The organism is Vibrio furnissii CIP 102972 (genome assembly GCF_000176175.1).
GTDB lineage: Bacteria > Pseudomonadota > Gammaproteobacteria > Enterobacterales > Vibrionaceae > Vibrio > Vibrio furnissii.
Genome location: NZ_ACZP01000018.1, coordinates 19,667 through 36,062, shown reverse-complemented (window position 1 = coordinate 36,062; position 16,396 = coordinate 19,667). Strand labels below are relative to the sequence as shown.

The following is a 16,396-nucleotide window of genomic DNA, read 5'->3' as shown; positions in this document are numbered from 1 at the left end:
CCCTTATTTGCGTTTGAGGACATACGACCCCACCACCAAATCACCATTTTTGCTTAACTGGCCCTGTTCAACCGCAAAGTGCGCTTCAAGTTTGACGCGCGCTTGCTCAAAGGTTTGAAAATCTTTGCTGCTCGCTTCCAAACGCACTTCGCCGCGGTTGCCATCAAATCGCAGGCTCTGCACTTGCAGTGCGCGCACGCTACGCAGAGTGTCGGGCAACTTGCTCAGCCAGCCCAGGACATGCTCTCCACTGCCGCCACCCGACAACGCCGCCAATTCATCACTCATCTGACGTTTGAGATAACTGACGGTCGGAATGCGCTGCTTATCAGGAAAAATGGTTCGAAAAATGCGTTCACTCTCCGCGCGATACCGCTGCGCCTGAGTTTCGTATTGATAAGCTTCCACAAAGCGGTATCCCATCGCGACCACCAGCAACAAACCGGCCGCGATTGCCGCCTTACGCCACACGCCCCAATGTTTGGACCACGAGGATTTCGGCGCAAATTCACCGGTCAGTAGCGTGATTTTGCTGCGCAGCGCTTCTTGGGTCAGCTGTTGCATCACCAGATCTGCCGCTTCGGTGTGCCATACCTGCCCTTCAGCCAATACCAGTTCAGGCAGCGGCGTGTAAGCCGTAAGCGGTAACCAAGCCTCACCCTCTTGTACCCAATCGGATTGGCTAAATAGCGGCAGCCACTGCGTTTCGACGCTTAAGCCCACCAAGTCCCCTTTGCGCACCAACCATTCGTCGCCCAACTGCAATGCCGCGAGGCCATCAGCTTGAGGCACAGCTAGGACATCGGGCAGCACGCGTTTGACGTCGAACTGCAGTGCTTTGAGCGTGTCCAGGCACGATTGCAACCATTGGCGATCCACGCCGGCCACGTGCGCCACACCGCCGCTTTTGCTCAACACGCTAAAATGCAGCTCTTCGACATCTTGCGCAATTTCATCTTCCACCAAATATGGCAGCATGCTCTCCAACTGGCGACTGGCACCAGAAGGAATCTCGACCTGTGTCAGCACCACATCACTGGCGGCCAGCAGCACCAACGTTGACCGCTGCGCAGCATACGGCGCCAGCTCATCCAGCTGCTCGATTCCGGCCACTTCGCCGCTGGCGATCACCGCCTGCTGTTGCGGCGACCACACCAGCCAAGGAATGGCGGCATTTTGTTGACTACTCAGCCGAACGGTCAGAAACTCGCTCACTGATTCCTCCAAAGCGACGGCGTATCACCGTTGCAGTTTCTTTATTGCTACTAAAAAACAGACTCCGAACGCGCACGCGGGATTCATCCACTTTCACCTGTGCGTCCAGTTCAAAATATTGGCTGTCGACCGACAAATAGCCACGCGCATCATCACGTAAGGTGCTGTCCAGCGCGGCGATCTGAGCTTCTGCCATAAAATTATTCACGCTGCTCCAACCATCAAACGGGCGATTTTCCAGCACCGTTTTGGCGTTGGCTTCACTGAGTGCGGGCGTAAACATCGCCGCCAGTAACTTGGCTTGCTCCGGTGCCAACGTATTGATATTGAGTCGCCAGTCATCCATCGGCAGTGCGCACACGTAAGGCGCGAGCTTTTGCATCACCTCGCCACTCACCTGATTGACGGCGCGCAGTTCGCTGCTGTCAGCGAGCAGCGTATTGGCCGCCAAATAGGCTGGCGACATCGACTCGTAGTAACTGTCTTCAACCCCACCGACCGAGTTCACACTGTCATTGCTGTCGATGTAATCCCACGTCGCCCCAGCGATGCTTTCCGCTTGGTAATTGTCGATGTCGAGATCATCGAGCAGCGCTCGCCAAACACGGTATACGTAAGCTTGCGTGGTGCCTGTGCTGGTCGCTGGCACATTGGCAAACACATTGAGATTAAAACACGCCTGTCGGTCGATGATGCTGCCGGTCACCTGACCATAATCGAGCGGATAGCTGCGATCTTTTTGTGACCAAGGTTGATTCAAGCTGATCACATCGTTGTCTTTGTAACTCTGTTCAATCGCCGCTTTCGCTAAGGCTTCCACCCCCAAACTGTACCAATACGCTTGCTGGTAATTGAGTTGATGGCTGGCGCGCTGAAACTGAGTAAACATGCGCTGCGACATCGTGGCCGCAATCGACACCATGATCGCTAGGAGCAACAAAACAATGATCAACGCCACACCGCGCTGTCGCTGGTTACGAATCATTGCTGTCTCCCAGCGTACCGCCTGAGGTCAAATAAATACGTTCAACCTCACCGTAATCTTTCAAGGTCAGCGTCACCGATACGGCCTGTGGCAGCGACTGTTTCGACGTCCACTCGTCCAGCCACTGGCCTTGAAAATAGAACTTCATCGACCACGATGTGACTTGCGTCAGCAGTGGCATCACCACCGGCGCTTGAGCCACCGGCGTATCGGCATAGCGCCACCACACGCGCTCTAGCACGTCATCTTTTAAACGATAGCCAACCTTCGCCACTTCGCCACGCGGGAACTGTTGCTGCGGGTTGTGCCAGCCCAAACGCACAAACAGCACGCCTTTGCTGTCAGAATCAAGCAAGTAATCGCGCCACAGCAGCATCGTGTCGCCCGGCTCTTCGCCATTGGTGCGAAAACGACGCAGCGCCATTTGGCGAAAATCAGCATCCATGATCACGATGGCACGTTGCAGTTCACTCAGGCGCGCTTCCCGTTCAGCCGACAAACTGTTGCTGCGTTGTACTTGATTGAGCACCTGATAAGCCGCCAAGCTTAAGCTGGCAAAAATGGCCATCGCCACTAGCACTTCGATCAGGGTGAAACCGCGTGTGCGGCGCTGACGCCCAGCGTTATTTCGCCACATAACTTCTCACCGTCACCACCGGAGCGGCTTTTTTCTCTGTCGCGACACTGACATCAAACGCCGCCAGAATATCGTTGCCAGTTTTCACCGGCGTCACTTTCCAATACCACGTGCGACCCGCCATTGTCTGCGTTCCTTGCCGCGCGCTGAGTCCCTGCGGATTGAGCATCACGTTGGCCATCTGGTTATCCACCACCAGTGCGGCAAAGGTTTTCTCTTCCAAATAGCTGATGGTGTTGATGTGCTGGCTCACCGCGCGCATCACACTGATGGCCGCGGTGGCAAAAATTGCCAGAGCCACCAGCACTTCCAACAAGGTAAACCCACGTTTAGCGCTGCGCATGACGTTCTCCCGGAGCGAGCAGTTGGATCGCCCCGTTCTCTTGCACGTTGACTTGCCAGCCATGCTCCGGCGTCTCCGATTTAACGTAGACGTCGAGCGTAAATGGGGTCAGCTCGCCACTGGACAAAATAAACACTTGCGGCGGACGCGTTTTCTTGGCGTCGTCTTGCTCGGCAAACATCTCGTCGTCAAACAAGCTGCCCGGCTTGAACAATCGATCCTTGTCTTGCCACACATCGCCGCCGGCCCGAAATTGCAGCACCAGCCCTTCCTCGGCCTGTAACTGCGCGCTAAACCCCGGCTTATTCAGCCGTTGCCAGCCAGTTTCATTGAGGCGAAGAAATGTCGCGCGGCGCGTTTTTTCATCCACACGCAACCCGTAATCCATCCCGCTCAAAATCGCTTCTTCGTTGATCAGTTGCAAACGCTGATACAGGCTTTCGGCAAAGCGGTTGGCCTCGTCATTGGGTCGATCCGGTAAGGTGGCAATCACCGCCACCGCACTCATCGACAACAACACCAGCACCAACAGAATTTCCAGCAGGGTAAACCCGCGTTTGTACTTCATGACTTCGCCGCAACTCATCTCAAATCATGGGCGGTCTCACCGCCCAATCCACCTTATTGGAAGTCCTGCAGGTTCCAGTTGCCGATGTCGGTACTGGTGCCTTCGCCGCCTTCTTGACCATCTGCCCCCAAGGTAAACACATCAATGGTGCCTTTATCGCCTGGGCTCAGGTATTGGTAGTCATTGCCCCAAGGGTCTTTAGGCAGACGCTTAATGTAGCCCCCAGTGCGGTAGTTGCGCGGCTCAGGGCTAGACGGTTTGCTGACCAGCGCATCCAAGCCTTGGTCGGTGGTTGGGTAAACATTGTTGTCTAATTTGTACATATCGAGCGCATTTTCCAGCGCGACGATATCGGTAATCGCTTTTTGTTGATCGGCTTTTTCTTTGTTACCCAGCAAGTTAGGCACAACAAAACTGGCCAGAATACCCAGAATGACCACCACGACCATCACTTCCAGCAGGGTAAAACCAGACTGTTTGTTTACTTTTTTGTTCATAGAGACTCCATGTTAAACAAGGCGAAATTGAGCCGAATTAACGACTCATTAAGTTATTCATTTCGAGGATGGGCATCAGGGTCGCCATCACGATAAACAGCACCAGCCCCGCCATCAACGCGATCAACGCGGGTGTAAAAATACCCAGCGCAATATTCACGGTCGATTCAAAACTGGTGTCTTGGTTATCGGCTGCGCGCGTGAGCATGCTTTCCAACTCGCCACTCTGCTCGCCACTGGCGATCATGTGTAGCATCATCGGTGGAAACAACTTGGTTTGGTCGAGCGCTTTACGCAGGCTGGAGCCTTCACGCACATTTTCCGCCGCCGCCAACACTTGTTGTTTCACATATTGGTTGGTCATGACATCGACAGCGACTCGCATGCCATCAAGGATCGGAATGGCACTGGAGGTACAGATCGATAAGGTGCGCGCAAAACGTGAGGTATTGAGGCCGCGCGCGATTTTGCCAATCATCGGCATATGAATCACGCGGCGATCCCAGTTCAGACGCACATCCGGTTTACGCAGTAACCAGCGGCACACGTAGATGATCACCAACAGCGCGAGCAGCAACTGAATGCCCCAGTGTTGAATGAAATCGCTGGATGACAGCAAAAACTGCGTCGATTTCGGCAATTCCTGCCCCATTTGTACAAACTGACCGACGATTTTAGGCACCACTGCCGCGAGCAAAAACGCGACAATCGCAACGGCAAACACCACCAGCACGATCGGATAGAGCATCGCTTGCAGCAATTTGGAGCGCATTTTCTGGCGGTTTTCCGCGTAATCCGCCAACCGCTCCAACACCGCATCGAGGTGACCTGATTTTTCACCCGCTGCCACCATGGAACGAAAGAGTTCATCAAACACCTGCGGGTAATCTGCCATGCTGTCTGACAGGGTGTACCCTTCGGTGACTTTGGAGCGCACGGCCGCCAGCATGTTTCGAATACGCGGCTTTTCCGATTGCTCGGATACCGCGCGCAAACACTCTTCCAGTGGCATGCCCGACTGCACCAGCGTCGACAATTGGCGCGTCAGGAGCGCCAAGTCCGGCGTACTGATACCACGGCGTGATAGCCCCAAGCTGCGGCTTTGGTCTTTGGCCGCTTTGACTTTGGTTTCCACCACTTCAATCGGTACCAAGCCTTGTTCTTTAAGACGCAGACGTGCCTGCCGCGCGTTATCGCTTTCCAGCACACCTTTTTTCTGTTTGCCACGGGCATCCAGCGCCTTATATTCAAACGCTGCCATCAGGACTCCTTGGTCACACGCATCACTTCTTCAAGCGACGTCAAGCCTTGGCGCACTTTTTCCAGTCCGTCATCGCGAATGCTTGGCGTGGTTTCACGCACCGCTTTTTCCATCGCCTGCTCACCGGCTTCGGCGTGGATCAATGCTTGTACTTCTTCTGTCACCAGCACTAGCTCATGAATCCCGGTTCGGCCGCGATAGCCTTTAAAGTTACATTTCTCACAACCGTGCGCTTTGTACAGCGTCAGTGGGTCCTTTTTCTTCACATCAAACAGCTTGCGTTGCTCTTTGTCAGCTTCGTAAGGTTCTTTGCAGTCCGGACACAAGGTCCGCACCAAACGCTGCGCCAACACACCCAGCAGTGACGAGGAGATCAAAAAGGGTTCAATGCCCATATCACGCAGGCGCGTCACCGCACCAATCGCCGTGTTGGTGTGCAGCGTCGACATCACCAAGTGACCGGTCAACGAGGCCTGAACCGCAATCTGCGCGGTTTCTAAGTCACGAATCTCACCCACCATCACCACATCTGGATCCTGACGCAAAATCGCGCGCAGGCCACGGGCAAAGGTCATGTCGACTTTGGGGTTCACTTGCGTTTGACCGATGCCATCGATATCAAATTCGATCGGATCTTCAACGGTCAGAATATTGCGTTCGTTGCTATTGAGCTCTTGCAGGCCCGCATACAGCGTGGTCGATTTCCCTGAACCCGTCGGTCCGGTGACCAGCAAAATGCCGTGTGGACGCTCAATCAAATGGCGGAAGTTATCGTGGTTGTGCGCCGTCATGCCCAAGCTGTGCAGATCCAATCGCGTGGCGTTTTTATCGAGCAGACGCATTACCACGCGCTCCCCGTGCGACGATGGCATGGTCGACACCCGCACATCCACCGAACGTCCTCCGATGCGCAGCGAAATGCGGCCATCCTGCGGCACGCGTTTTTCTGCAATGTCGAGCTTAGCCATGACTTTAACCCGCGACACCAACAGCGGGGACAGCTTACGACTTGGCGACAGCACTTCACGCAACACGCCATCAACGCGAAAACGAATCGACAGCACTTTCTCAAACGTCTCAATATGAATATCAGACGCGCCTTCTTTGATCGCTTCGCCGAGCATGGCGTTGATCAATTTGATGATGGGCGCGTCGTCTTCCGATTCGAGCAAGTCCTCATTTTGCGGTAACTCTTCCACAATCGAGAAGAAATCGTCGCTGTCAGCGCCGATGTCTTCCATCAGTTGACGCGCTTCTGAGGAGTCGCGCTGATACACTTGGGTGAGCTTGCTTTCAAACTCATTCGGCTGCAGTTCAATCAGATTCAGGCTGCCTTTGACCACTCGGCGCACTTCCGCCAAGGAGGTCACCGACATCGGCGCCACGTAATACACCGTTGGCGCGGCCTCTGCATCCTGCCACTCGAGCACCAGTTTATAGCGATTGGCAAAACTGAACGGCAATCGGCGGACTAAATTGCGAACCGCCTGCGCTGCCACTACGTCCGTCATTACTTCTCTTCCATTTGATCGAGAAAGGCTTGAATTTCTGGTGGATGAAGACGATCTTGACCGTATTTCGGCAACACCGGAATGTTGCTGTCTTCCATCAATTTCAGGCCTTTATCGGCTTTGAATAACTGCTCCGCGCGAATGTAGTTGTACTTACGCTGCGTAATCCCATCGGCGGTCACGCCATTACGAATGATGGTCGGTTTGATGAACACCATCAGGTTTTTCTTCTCAACCTGCGTGCTGGTTGATGAGAATAGATGTCCGATGATCGGAATGTCCCCCAGCAGCGGCACTTTCGATTCGCTCTCTGCCGTGCGTTCATCAATCAAGCCCCCAAGTACCAGCATCTGACCGTCTTGCACCATCACCGAGGTGTTGAGCTGACGTTTGGCAAAGCGCACGTCGACGGCGCCATTGGCCCCCAACACGTTCGACACTTCTTGCTCAATCGCCAGTTGCACCGAATCCCCTTCGTTGATTTGCGGGACCACTTTGAGTTTGATACCCACCTCTTTGCGATCCACCGTTTGGAACGGGTTGTCGTTGTTGGAGCTAGAGGTCGAACCGGTAATCACCGGCACTTCTTCACCGACGATGAACGACGCTTCGCCGTTATCCATCACGGTAATGCTCGGTGAGGAGAGAATATTGGTATTGGAGTTGCTGGATACCGCGCTGATCAGCGCCGTCCAGTCGCCCATCAAAACGCTTACGGCCGCGCCGTTGATGCCCGACAGGGCGGAGGCCAAGCTTGAATAGTCGCCCGATTCGGTGCTGGTGTATGGACGTCGGTTACCGCTCGAATCGTAGTAGTATTCGGTCGTGGTCTGGTCTTTGGCTTCTTCCAGCCCCACCATCACACTGCCAATCGATGCGCCACTGTTACTGTACTGAATCACCGAGCCACTCTCTAGCGAGCCCCATTGCACACCAAGGTTGATCCCGTCAGCTTCCGACATTTCAACAATCAACGCTTCAATCAACACCTGCGCACGGCGAATATCCAACTGCGCAACCACATCCAAAATCGCGTTCATGATGTCTTGTGGCGCGGTGATCACCAGCGAGTTGGTATCGGCGTGCGCGGCAATCATCACCTCGTTGCGCTGCGCTGCACCGCTCGAGCTTTTCTGACCCGTTTGCTTGTCCGCTTGCAAGTTGTCCGACACCCCTTTGAGCACGTCGACCAAATCTTCGGCTTTGGCGTATTTGAGGTACACCACACGGTTATTGCCTTTGGTCGCCATCTCCACATCAAGCTGTCTGATCAAGCGTTTGAGGCGTTCACGCACTTTCGGGTCACCAGAAATCAGAATCGAATTGGTGCGCTCATCGGCGACAAACTTCGGCTGCAGGAATTCAGGGGTATTCTTGGCATCATTGGCTTTGTTCAAAGCTTCCACGATACGCACCATTTCCGAAGCGGAGGCATTTTTCAGTTCCACCACTTCGATGTCTTTATTGCCCGCTTGGTCGACGCGACGAATGATATCCGCCAAACGGTTGACCACCGCCGCACGGCCCGTGATCAAAATGATGTTGGCCGGGTCGTAATGCACCACGTTGCCCGCGCCCGCGTTATCAATCAGTTGGCGCAGCAGTGGCGACAGTTCGCGCACAGAAACATTTTTCACCGCCACCACTTGGGTGATCACGTTGTCGCCGTTGGCGCGATCATGATCGCCCAACACTGGAATGGCTGAGGTTTTGGCGTCTTTGGCTTTGATAACTTTCAGCACGCCGTTGTCCATCTCAACCACCGCAAAGCCGTACACTTCCAGCACATTGAGGAAAAAGCTGTAGTACTGCTTTTCGTTCAGCGTGTCGTAGCTGCGCACATCCACTTTGCCTCGAACAGAAGGGTCAACAATAATGGTTTTCTCGAGGTTGCGGCCAACAATGTTGATGAATTCCTGAATATCCGTGCCTTTAAAGCTGGCGCTGAATTCATTCGCCAGTGCTAACGGCGTCGCCAATAAACTTCCGGCCAACAGCCATGCACTTTTTTTAAGCCAATGCTTCACAGAATACTCCCTCAAACTTTGCTGACATTTTGCGGTTAAAACTGAATATAGATGTCATGTTGCTGTCCATCTCGTTCTACGGTGAGATTGATCTCGGTCAGATCGCTGATCGACTCAAAGACTTTACTCATCACGTCTGGATCGGTCAGATCCAAACCATTTAATTGTGTGGCGATGTCGCCGTTTTGTAAGCCAACCGATTCAAATAACGCTGAATCTTTGCCCGGGCTGACACGATAGCCCAGAATTTTGTCATCCTGCTTCAACTGGGAGAGCGTGACATATTGGAAAATTTCGCGCGGATTTTTCGCCACGGCGGCGCGAATGGCATCCAGTTTGTCATCCACAGAGGCTGACTGAGCGGCACGTGAAGGGGCTGGCGCAGGCTGAGCGCTCATTTTTGAGTAGTCGATCCCTTCCAGCATCAGGGTTTCATCCCGGCCAGAGTTATCGATGATGACGCGATCCGGCAGCACTGCTTTGAGTTTGACCCGCGTGCCTTCAATCACTTCGTTGAGGCCATACGTCGCTTGCGAGCCCCGGTTTGCGATCACCGCCAAGCTCAAACGCGGTTCAGAACTCGCAACCACGCCCACCAGCTCTAGGTTCAAGCGCGTTTTCGGTGCATCCACTTTGACCGTTTTCACCACTGCCGGTGCTTGCTCGTTGTACTGCCCAAACAGATCGCCTTGTTGCAATCCGCTGATGTCCATGCCGCTTTGCGTCTGCGTTTGCGTCGTGGTGCTGGCAACCCAACCGCCAACCGCAGTTTGCTCTGCCGGCAGCATCCACACCATCTGACCGACAATCCAGGCAGACCACGCGATACAAATCAAAGCCACCCACACACTCATTGGTTTTTGCCAACGTGCGAGGTGTTGCATCCAATCGCCGGATGTCAACTGCTGAAAATTGATACGCTCCACTTTGTGTCCTTTATTCCTAATTCTTCCGCTAACGTCGTGTTTTTTCTCAGTAGGAGCCTTTTTAATTCAGGGCCTTATACAAAATATAGCAATATATCACAAGCTTTACGGTGTTCTTACACATAAAGTTAACGTTTGTGATGAGTTGAATTATCGGCGATCAATCACCATTGTAAGCGGTAAGCAAAACGCTAAATCATCACATTAGAGGTAATTTGCCAGCATGAGTTCCCATTCTGAAGCGGTTCGACTCGATAAATGGTTATGGGCCGCAAGATTCTATAAAACTCGCTCGCTGGCGCGGAATATGGTCGATGGTGGCAAAGTTCACTATAATGGCCAGCGAACAAAGCCAAGTAAGCTGGTCGAAATCGGTGCGATCATTACCCTGCGCCAAGGCAACGAAGAGAAAACCGTGGTCATCGAACACGTGTCGCAGCAGAGACGTGGCGCACCGGAAGCTCAGACCCTGTATTCAGAAACGGCTGAAAGCGTCGAAAAACGCGAGCGCATGGCGCTGGCACGTAAACTCAACGCCATCAACCCAGCCCCAGATCGCCGCCCAGATAAAAAACAGCGTCGCGATCTTCTAAAATTTAAACATCAATAACGAGCCGGACTATTCCTTATGACTACACGTTCAGTGTCAAACAACACATTAAACCGCTACCTATTTGAAGACCTTTCAGTACGTGGCGAGTTGGTACAACTGGATGAAACGTACCAGCACATCATTACCAGCAAGGAATACCCCGCGCCGATTCAGACGCTGTTAGGTGAGCTATTGGTCGCGACGTCACTGCTGACCGCGACGCTAAAATTCGAAGGCTCAATTACCCTGCAACTGCAAGGGGATGGCCCGGTTTCGCTGGCCGTCATTAACGGCGACAACAATCAGCAAGTCCGCGGTGTGGCGCGTTGGGACGGCGACATCGCCGACAACGCCAATCTGCATGACATGATGGGCAAAGGCTACCTGGTGATCACCATTGAACCGAAGCAGGGTGAACGCTACCAAGGCGTGGTTGGCCTGGAAGGGGATAACTTGGCTGACGTGCTGGAAGGCTACTTCCTGCGTTCAGAGCAGCTCAAAACGCGCCTATGGATTCGCGTGGGTGAACACGAAGGCAAACCGCACGCCGCAGGTATGCTGCTGCAAGTGATGCCTGATGGCACAGGCACGCCGGAAGATTTCGAGCACCTTGAACAGCTGACCAATACCGTGAAAGATGAAGAACTGTTTACGTTGGAAGCCAATGAGCTGCTGTACCGCCTGTACAACCAAGAAAAAGTGAACGTGTTCGAACCGCAACCGGTGGCATTCCAATGTGGCTGCTCACGAGAACGCAGCGCAGCGGCGATCATCACCCTGGCTCGCGACGACATCAACGAAATCCTTGCTGAAGAGGGATTTGTGGCACTGCATTGTGACTACTGCGGCACCACCTACTCGTTCGATTCGGCGCAAGTGGCTGAATTGTTCGCACATCAAGCGGGCGAGAACAAAACCCTGCATTAATTCATCGGGCTTAACAAGCACGAAGATTTACCGCTACAGCCAGCATTATGCTGGCTTTTTTTGTGATCAAAACCCAATAAAATCAATAGTTACACTCACCGTACGACGTACTTAATTTCTTTGGAATAATAATCCTTTTGATCTGGCGCAATGGTTTGCGCGCACGATAAAATACCCAAGCCACAATATGTGACGGGTCACCTAAAACCACAGGGAATGCGTGGGTAATTTTTGAACTATCTCCCTGTTTTTTCCCCCTCCCGTTGCTAGCATGGTGAGCAGATAACAATTACAAACTTTTAAAAATCCCTACAAAATCCTCATAAGGAGCACCTATGACCGTTATGGAACATACGAAGGCTGCACAATTAGATCTTACCCAATACGGAATAACCGATGTAACTGAAGTGGTGCGCAACCCAAGTTACGAATTGTTATTCGAAGAAGAAACTCGCTCAGATCTGGAAGGCTACGAAAAAGGCGTCGTCACTGAACTGGGTGCAGTTGCCGTGGACACCGGCATCTTCACTGGCCGCTCACCAAAAGATAAATTCATCGTCAAAGACGCCACCACCGAAGAAAACATGTGGTGGACCTCTGAACAGGCGAAAAACGACAACAAACCCATTAACCAAGCGGTTTGGAACGATTTGAAAGCGCTGGTCGGCAAGCAATTGTCTGGCAAGCGTCTGTTTGTGGTGGACGGATACTGCGGCGCGAACGCCGATACCCGTCTGTGCGTGCGCTTTATTACTGAAGTGGCATGGCAAGCGCACTTCGTGAAAAACATGTTTATCCGTCCATCAGACGAAGAACTGGCAACCTTTAAGCCTGATTTCGTGGTCATGAATGGCGCCAAATGCACCAACGACAAATGGCAAGAACACGGCCTGAACTCAGAAAACTTCACGGTCTTCAACCTGACCGAAAAAATGCAACTGATTGGCGGGACGTGGTACGGCGGCGAGATGAAAAAAGGTATGTTCGCGATGATGAACTACTTCCTGCCGCTGCAAGGCATCGCATCCATGCACTGTAGTGCCAACATGAGCAAAGATGGCGACGTTGCGATCTTCTTTGGTCTGTCTGGTACCGGTAAAACAACCCTGTCGACCGATCCAAAACGCGCACTGATTGGCGACGACGAGCACGGCTGGGATGACGATGGCGTGTTCAACTTCGAAGGCGGTTGTTACGCGAAAACCATCAAGCTCTCAAAAGAAGCGGAACCAGACATCTACAACGCGATTCGTCGCGATGCGCTGCTGGAAAACGTGACGGTTCGTGCGGATGGCTCGATCGATTTCGATGACGGTTCAAAAACCGAAAACACCCGTGTGTCGTACCCGATTTACCACATCGACAACATCGTCAAACCGGTCTCCAAAGGCGGTCACGCAAACAAAGTGATTTTCCTGTCTGCTGATGCATTCGGCGTGCTGCCTCCGGTGTCTAAACTGACGCCAGAACAAACCAAGTACCACTTCCTGTCTGGCTTTACGGCCAAACTGGCGGGCACTGAGCGTGGCATTACCGAGCCAACGCCAACCTTCTCCGCGTGTTTCGGTGCAGCATTCCTCACGCTTCACCCAACCAAATACGCTGAAGTGCTAGTGAAACGCATGGAAGCTGCAGGTGCGGAAGCGTACCTCGTGAACACGGGCTGGAACGGCACTGGCAAACGTATCTCGATCAAAGATACCCGTGGCATCATTGATGCAATTCTGGACGGCTCGATTGAACAAGCGGAAACCAAGCACATTCCGATCTTCAACCTCGAAGTGCCCGTCGCGCTGCCAGGCGTTGATTCAGCCATCTTGGATCCACGTGACACATACACTGACCCACTACAATGGGAAAGCAAAGCCAAAGATTTAGCGTCTCGCTTTATCAATAACTTTGATAAGTACACCGACAACGCGGAAGGTAAAGCGTTGGTTGCGGCAGGTCCACAGCTAGACTAAAACTGATAACTCAGTAGCAAGCCCCTCTTTTGAGGGGCTTTTTTAGTTGAAGCCGACGCCAATTTACTCCAAGCTGTGAGCTTTCAGGACGATCATCGCATCAGGGAATTATGAAAAAGCTGCTTGCTCTGGGAGTTGGTTTGATTGCACTGCTGCTGGCGCTCATGCTGGTCGCATTTGGCATCATGCACACCCGTTATCTCACCCCGTCTGCGCAGTGGCTAACCGACCATCTGTGGCCTGAAAAACTGACGTTTAGCGCGCTCGATTACGAGTATCCACTCCATTTTCGCCTGCACAATGTGACGCTAGAAACCAACGCGGCTCCACTGAGTTTTCAACAGGTGGATGTTTGGCTCAGTCCACAACTGTTCCAAGACGACAAATGGGTGATCGACAGCGTGCTGCTTGATGGCGCCAATTTTGCCGACGGCCTGCCAAGCAACGACTTTCTCGCCCAGCTGCAACTCCATCAACTGGCGCTACACAACATTGATTTCGCCGACCACGGTTTGATCGCTCGTGGCGTCAACATGCAAGTCAAAAACCCCGTCTGGACCCACGCCCAACAATGGCTGCCTTATGGCGAACTACAACTCTCTGCTGAGCAATTTTACTGGCAAGGCGAAGCGCTCAATAACGTGTTGATTGATGCCAACTACCAAGCGCAAGACAGCACCATCTTTGGCGCCTCATTTCAGTGGCGCGGCGGCGAGTTTTCGGGTCAGGCAGAGCAGTATCCGGCGGGCTGGTCGTTGGTCAACGTCACCCTGAGCAAGCTCGATCTAAAAGACGATCTGTCGACGCTGAGCGCGCCGTGGTGGCAACTGGCCAAGCCTTATCTTCATCACATCAACAGCCTGGATGTGCTCAACAGCAATCTACAACTGGCCGGCACTCGGCTGACCAACGTTGCGCTGTCGCTGGAAAATCTGACGTTAGATCACTCACTGTGGCAACAAGAGGACGGGTATGTGTCGCTCAATGCCGAGTCGGTCGACTGGCACGGTTTGCAATGGATAGACCCAACGCTGAAGCTGGCACTGCGTCCCGGCCGCATCACCATCAGCGACTTTGCCACCGAACTGCTGCAAGGCAGCATTCAGCTTAGTGGTGATCTTCAACCTTCGAGCATCCATCTGCAGCAACTCAGCGCCAGTGGCATCAAATGGTTTGCTGAGCAGCCACACGATTGGGCTTGGTTGGAGGGCGATCTTCCCGAGCTGAACAATCTGACCATCGATCGTTGGGATCTCAACAACTTGCAGTTGATCCAACTGACACACAAACCATTCTGGCAACTCTCCGGGGTCAATGTCGAAGGACGCAATACCGAACTCAATCGCGCGGGTCGCTGGGGGCTGTGGAATGGTCAGCTCCATATCAGCGCCAACAGCGCCAGTATTGATTCCCTACTCAGCACGCAAGGCGTGGTGGACATGAGCAGCAAAGAGGGCCATTGGCAGCTTGAGCGCGCGTTCCTGCCTCTTGAGAACGGTTATGTGGATGCCACTGCCGATTGGGCGTTTAACGCGCCGAGCGCGCCGTGGCGCGTGAATCTGCATGGGGATGGTATCCCGCTGGCGCCGATGAACACCTGGTGGCCGCTCCCGCTGAAAATCGACGCATTGGCTGAACTGGATGTCACCGCCGACGGCCTTGCGGGCGATTACCCGATGCTGGCGCATTCACTCAGTGGCGTTCTCAACCTCAACCTGCGCGATGGGGTGATGGTCACCCCATCGGCAGATGCTTTGGTGGTGCAACCTTTCGCCCTCGATGGGCTCACACTCAGCGCTGATCGTGGGCGCTTGTCCGTGGAGGCGACGCCGTTGTCTGGCCCAACGCTGAATGCGCACGTGCATGGCGCAATCGATCTGGTCGAGCCCAAGCAGGGCGTGCTGGAATTGAAGGTGAAGCAGCGCTGCACAACGCAGCATTTTGATCTGCTGCGTAATCAACAGCGCACTGAGGCAAATCCTGAGATGATGTGCGCGCCAACCCCTTAGTCGCGCGCACTTTCCAAGATGGCTTGATAATTCGGAATCAGCATGTAGGTGCCAATAAACGTCACGGCATCGACGTCACCACTGGCAATGTTCACATTGACCACAATACGCGCTTTGCGCCCAGATTCGAGGCGATCCAAATCGCCGCTGATACCATCCAAAGACGTCGACGCCACCGGGTTGTGCACCACCGGATGGCGATAACGAATGCGACTGTCAACCAGCACAATGTCTCCATCCAAATTGCGCTCACGCATCAGCAGCCACGCCATGCCCCAGCCGGTTAAGGTCGCCAAGGTAAAGGCCGAGCCAGCAAACAGCGTATTGTGCGGGTTCAGGTTGGGATTGAGCTGCGCGCCACATTGAAATTGATAGCCCGTGTACTGCAATACTTTGATGCCCATTTTCTCGCTGATCGGAATGTGCGCCGCCCAGCGCTCCTGAAGCTCAGTGCACCACTCCGGTTTACGCAACACATTGGCCATCGGGTCGAGAGGTTTCACCATCTGTTGATGGCGCACAGGGCCACGTTCATCGGTCAACTCACCGCGGCGTTCAAATCCATTTTTCTCGTAGAACTTAATCGCATCTTCTCGAGCATTGCACACCAGACGTTTGGCCCCTTCCTGGCGCGCCAGAGACTCCAGAGCCACCAGCACCAGCGATCCCATCCCTTTGGCTCGCCGTGTGGATTTGACCGCCATAAAGCGAATCTGGCCTTCGCTGTCCGGTGTAATGTACAACCGGCCGATGGCGATCGGGCGTCCTCGTCCATCGACAATCATGCGGTGATGGCTCATGGCGTCATATTCGTCGCGCTCCGAACCAATCGGCATCCGCCACGGCTCGCGCAGCAATTGCCAACGAAAGTGGTAATACTTATTGAGCTGATTATCCGTTTTCGGCGTAATAAGTTTAAACATAGCGTCCGTTC

At 53.5% G+C, this 16,396-nt stretch carries 15 protein-coding genes; 4 read left to right on the top strand and 11 right to left on the bottom strand.

The annotated features are described in order from the left end of the window. Positions 1–3 precede the first annotated feature (3 nt). Genes gspL through gspC form a run of 10 tightly spaced genes read right to left on the bottom strand, consistent with a single transcriptional unit; the run spans position 4 to position 9,928 of the window. On the bottom strand, positions 4–1,215 hold the full coding sequence (gene gspL / locus VFA_RS18940; protein ID WP_004728456.1) for a type II secretion system protein GspL: 1,212 nt from the start codon (positions 1,213–1,215) through the stop codon (positions 4–6). Next, positions 1,184–2,200, bottom strand: a complete 1,017-nt coding sequence (gspK, locus tag VFA_RS18935) for a type II secretion system minor pseudopilin GspK (RefSeq protein WP_004728455.1) — start codon at positions 2,198–2,200, stop codon at positions 1,184–1,186. Before gspK ends, gspL begins: the two co-directional genes overlap by 32 nt. Beyond that, positions 2,190–2,837, bottom strand: a complete 648-nt coding sequence (gene gspJ / locus VFA_RS18930; protein WP_004728454.1) for a type II secretion system minor pseudopilin GspJ — start codon at positions 2,835–2,837, stop codon at positions 2,190–2,192. Before gspJ ends, gspK begins: the two co-directional genes overlap by 11 nt. Further along, a complete protein-coding gene (gene gspI / locus VFA_RS18925; RefSeq protein WP_004728453.1) occupies positions 2,824–3,180 on the bottom strand; it encodes a type II secretion system minor pseudopilin GspI in 357 nt (118 codons plus the stop codon). The genes gspJ and gspI overlap by 14 nt, the downstream gene beginning before the upstream one ends. Next, on the bottom strand, positions 3,167–3,748 hold the full coding sequence (gspH, locus tag VFA_RS18920) for a type II secretion system minor pseudopilin GspH (RefSeq protein WP_004728452.1): 582 nt from the start codon (positions 3,746–3,748) through the stop codon (positions 3,167–3,169). The genes gspI and gspH overlap by 14 nt, the downstream gene beginning before the upstream one ends. Positions 3,749–3,801: 53 nt before the next feature. After that, a complete protein-coding gene (gene gspG / locus VFA_RS18915) occupies positions 3,802–4,245 on the bottom strand; it encodes a type II secretion system major pseudopilin GspG (protein ID WP_004728451.1) in 444 nt (147 codons plus the stop codon). Positions 4,246–4,282: 37 nt separating this feature from the next. Beyond that, positions 4,283–5,506 (bottom strand): type II secretion system inner membrane protein GspF, encoded by a 1,224-nt coding sequence (gene gspF / locus VFA_RS18910; protein WP_004728450.1) that lies wholly within the window; start codon positions 5,504–5,506, stop codon positions 4,283–4,285. After that, positions 5,506–7,017 (bottom strand): type II secretion system ATPase GspE, encoded by a 1,512-nt coding sequence (gene gspE / locus VFA_RS18905; RefSeq protein ID WP_004728449.1) that lies wholly within the window; start codon positions 7,015–7,017, stop codon positions 5,506–5,508. The genes gspF and gspE overlap by 1 nt, the downstream gene beginning before the upstream one ends. Continuing rightward, the gene (gene gspD / locus VFA_RS18900) at positions 7,017–9,044 is read right to left on the bottom strand and encodes a type II secretion system secretin GspD (protein ID WP_004728448.1); all 2,028 of its coding nucleotides are present in this window, start codon (positions 9,042–9,044) and stop codon (positions 7,017–7,019) included. The genes gspE and gspD overlap by 1 nt, the downstream gene beginning before the upstream one ends. Before the next feature lie 35 nt (positions 9,045–9,079). Continuing rightward, positions 9,080–9,928 carry a type II secretion system protein GspC gene (gene gspC / locus VFA_RS18895; RefSeq protein WP_172475433.1) on the bottom strand — a complete coding sequence of 283 codons (849 nt, stop codon included), beginning with the start codon at positions 9,926–9,928 and terminating at the stop codon, positions 9,080–9,082. 265 nt (positions 9,929–10,193) lie between these two features. Here gspC and hslR point away from each other — a divergent pair, with 265 nt between their 5' ends. From hslR to VFA_RS18875, 4 genes are all read left to right on the top strand, one after another. After that, positions 10,194–10,580, top strand: coding sequence for a ribosome-associated heat shock protein Hsp15 (gene hslR / locus VFA_RS18890; RefSeq protein ID WP_038152589.1), 387 nt, complete (start codon positions 10,194–10,196; stop codon positions 10,578–10,580). Between the two features lie 33 nt (positions 10,581–10,613). Then, positions 10,614–11,489, top strand: coding sequence for an Hsp33 family molecular chaperone HslO (gene hslO / locus VFA_RS18885; protein ID WP_004728445.1), 876 nt, complete (start codon positions 10,614–10,616; stop codon positions 11,487–11,489). 335 nt (positions 11,490–11,824) lie between these two features. Further along, positions 11,825–13,453, top strand: a complete 1,629-nt coding sequence (pckA, locus tag VFA_RS18880) for a phosphoenolpyruvate carboxykinase (ATP) (RefSeq protein WP_004728444.1) — start codon at positions 11,825–11,827, stop codon at positions 13,451–13,453. Positions 13,454–13,563: 110 nt separating this feature from the next. Continuing rightward, positions 13,564–15,462, top strand: a complete 1,899-nt coding sequence (locus tag VFA_RS18875) for an AsmA family protein (protein ID WP_004728443.1) — start codon at positions 13,564–13,566, stop codon at positions 15,460–15,462. Here the strand turns inward: VFA_RS18875 and VFA_RS18870 are convergent. Then, positions 15,459–16,385 carry a bifunctional GNAT family N-acetyltransferase/hotdog fold thioesterase gene (locus VFA_RS18870; protein WP_004728442.1) on the bottom strand — a complete coding sequence of 309 codons (927 nt, stop codon included), beginning with the start codon at positions 16,383–16,385 and terminating at the stop codon, positions 15,459–15,461. The two genes, VFA_RS18875 and VFA_RS18870, sit on opposite strands and share 4 nt — an antisense overlap. Positions 16,386–16,396 lie beyond the last annotated feature (11 nt).

Coding starts and splice junctions, on each gene's coding strand:
- gspK (WP_004728455.1), bottom strand. CDS start 2,200: ATGATTCGTAACCAGCGACAGCGCGGTGTGGCGTTGATCATTGTTTTG.
- gspJ (WP_004728454.1), bottom strand. CDS start 2,837: ATGTGGCGAAATAACGCTGGGCGTCAGCGCCGCACACGCGGTTTCACC.
- gspI (WP_004728453.1), bottom strand. CDS start 3,180: ATGCGCAGCGCTAAACGTGGGTTTACCTTGTTGGAAGTGCTGGTGGCT.
- gspH (WP_004728452.1), bottom strand. CDS start 3,748: ATGAAGTACAAACGCGGGTTTACCCTGCTGGAAATTCTGTTGGTGCTG.
- gspG (WP_004728451.1), bottom strand. CDS start 4,245: ATGAACAAAAAAGTAAACAAACAGTCTGGTTTTACCCTGCTGGAAGTG.
- gspF (WP_004728450.1), bottom strand. CDS start 5,506: ATGGCAGCGTTTGAATATAAGGCGCTGGATGCCCGTGGCAAACAGAAA.
- gspE (WP_004728449.1), bottom strand. CDS start 7,017: ATGACGGACGTAGTGGCAGCGCAGGCGGTTCGCAATTTAGTCCGCCGA.
- gspC (WP_172475433.1), bottom strand. CDS start 9,928: ATGCAACACCTCGCACGTTGGCAAAAACCAATGAGTGTGTGGGTGGCT.
- hslR (WP_038152589.1), top strand. CDS start 10,194: ATGAGTTCCCATTCTGAAGCGGTTCGACTCGATAAATGGTTATGGGCC.
- pckA (WP_004728444.1), top strand. CDS start 11,825: ATGACCGTTATGGAACATACGAAGGCTGCACAATTAGATCTTACCCAA.
- VFA_RS18875 (WP_004728443.1), top strand. CDS start 13,564: ATGAAAAAGCTGCTTGCTCTGGGAGTTGGTTTGATTGCACTGCTGCTG.
- VFA_RS18870 (WP_004728442.1), bottom strand. CDS start 16,385: ATGTTTAAACTTATTACGCCGAAAACGGATAATCAGCTCAATAAGTAT.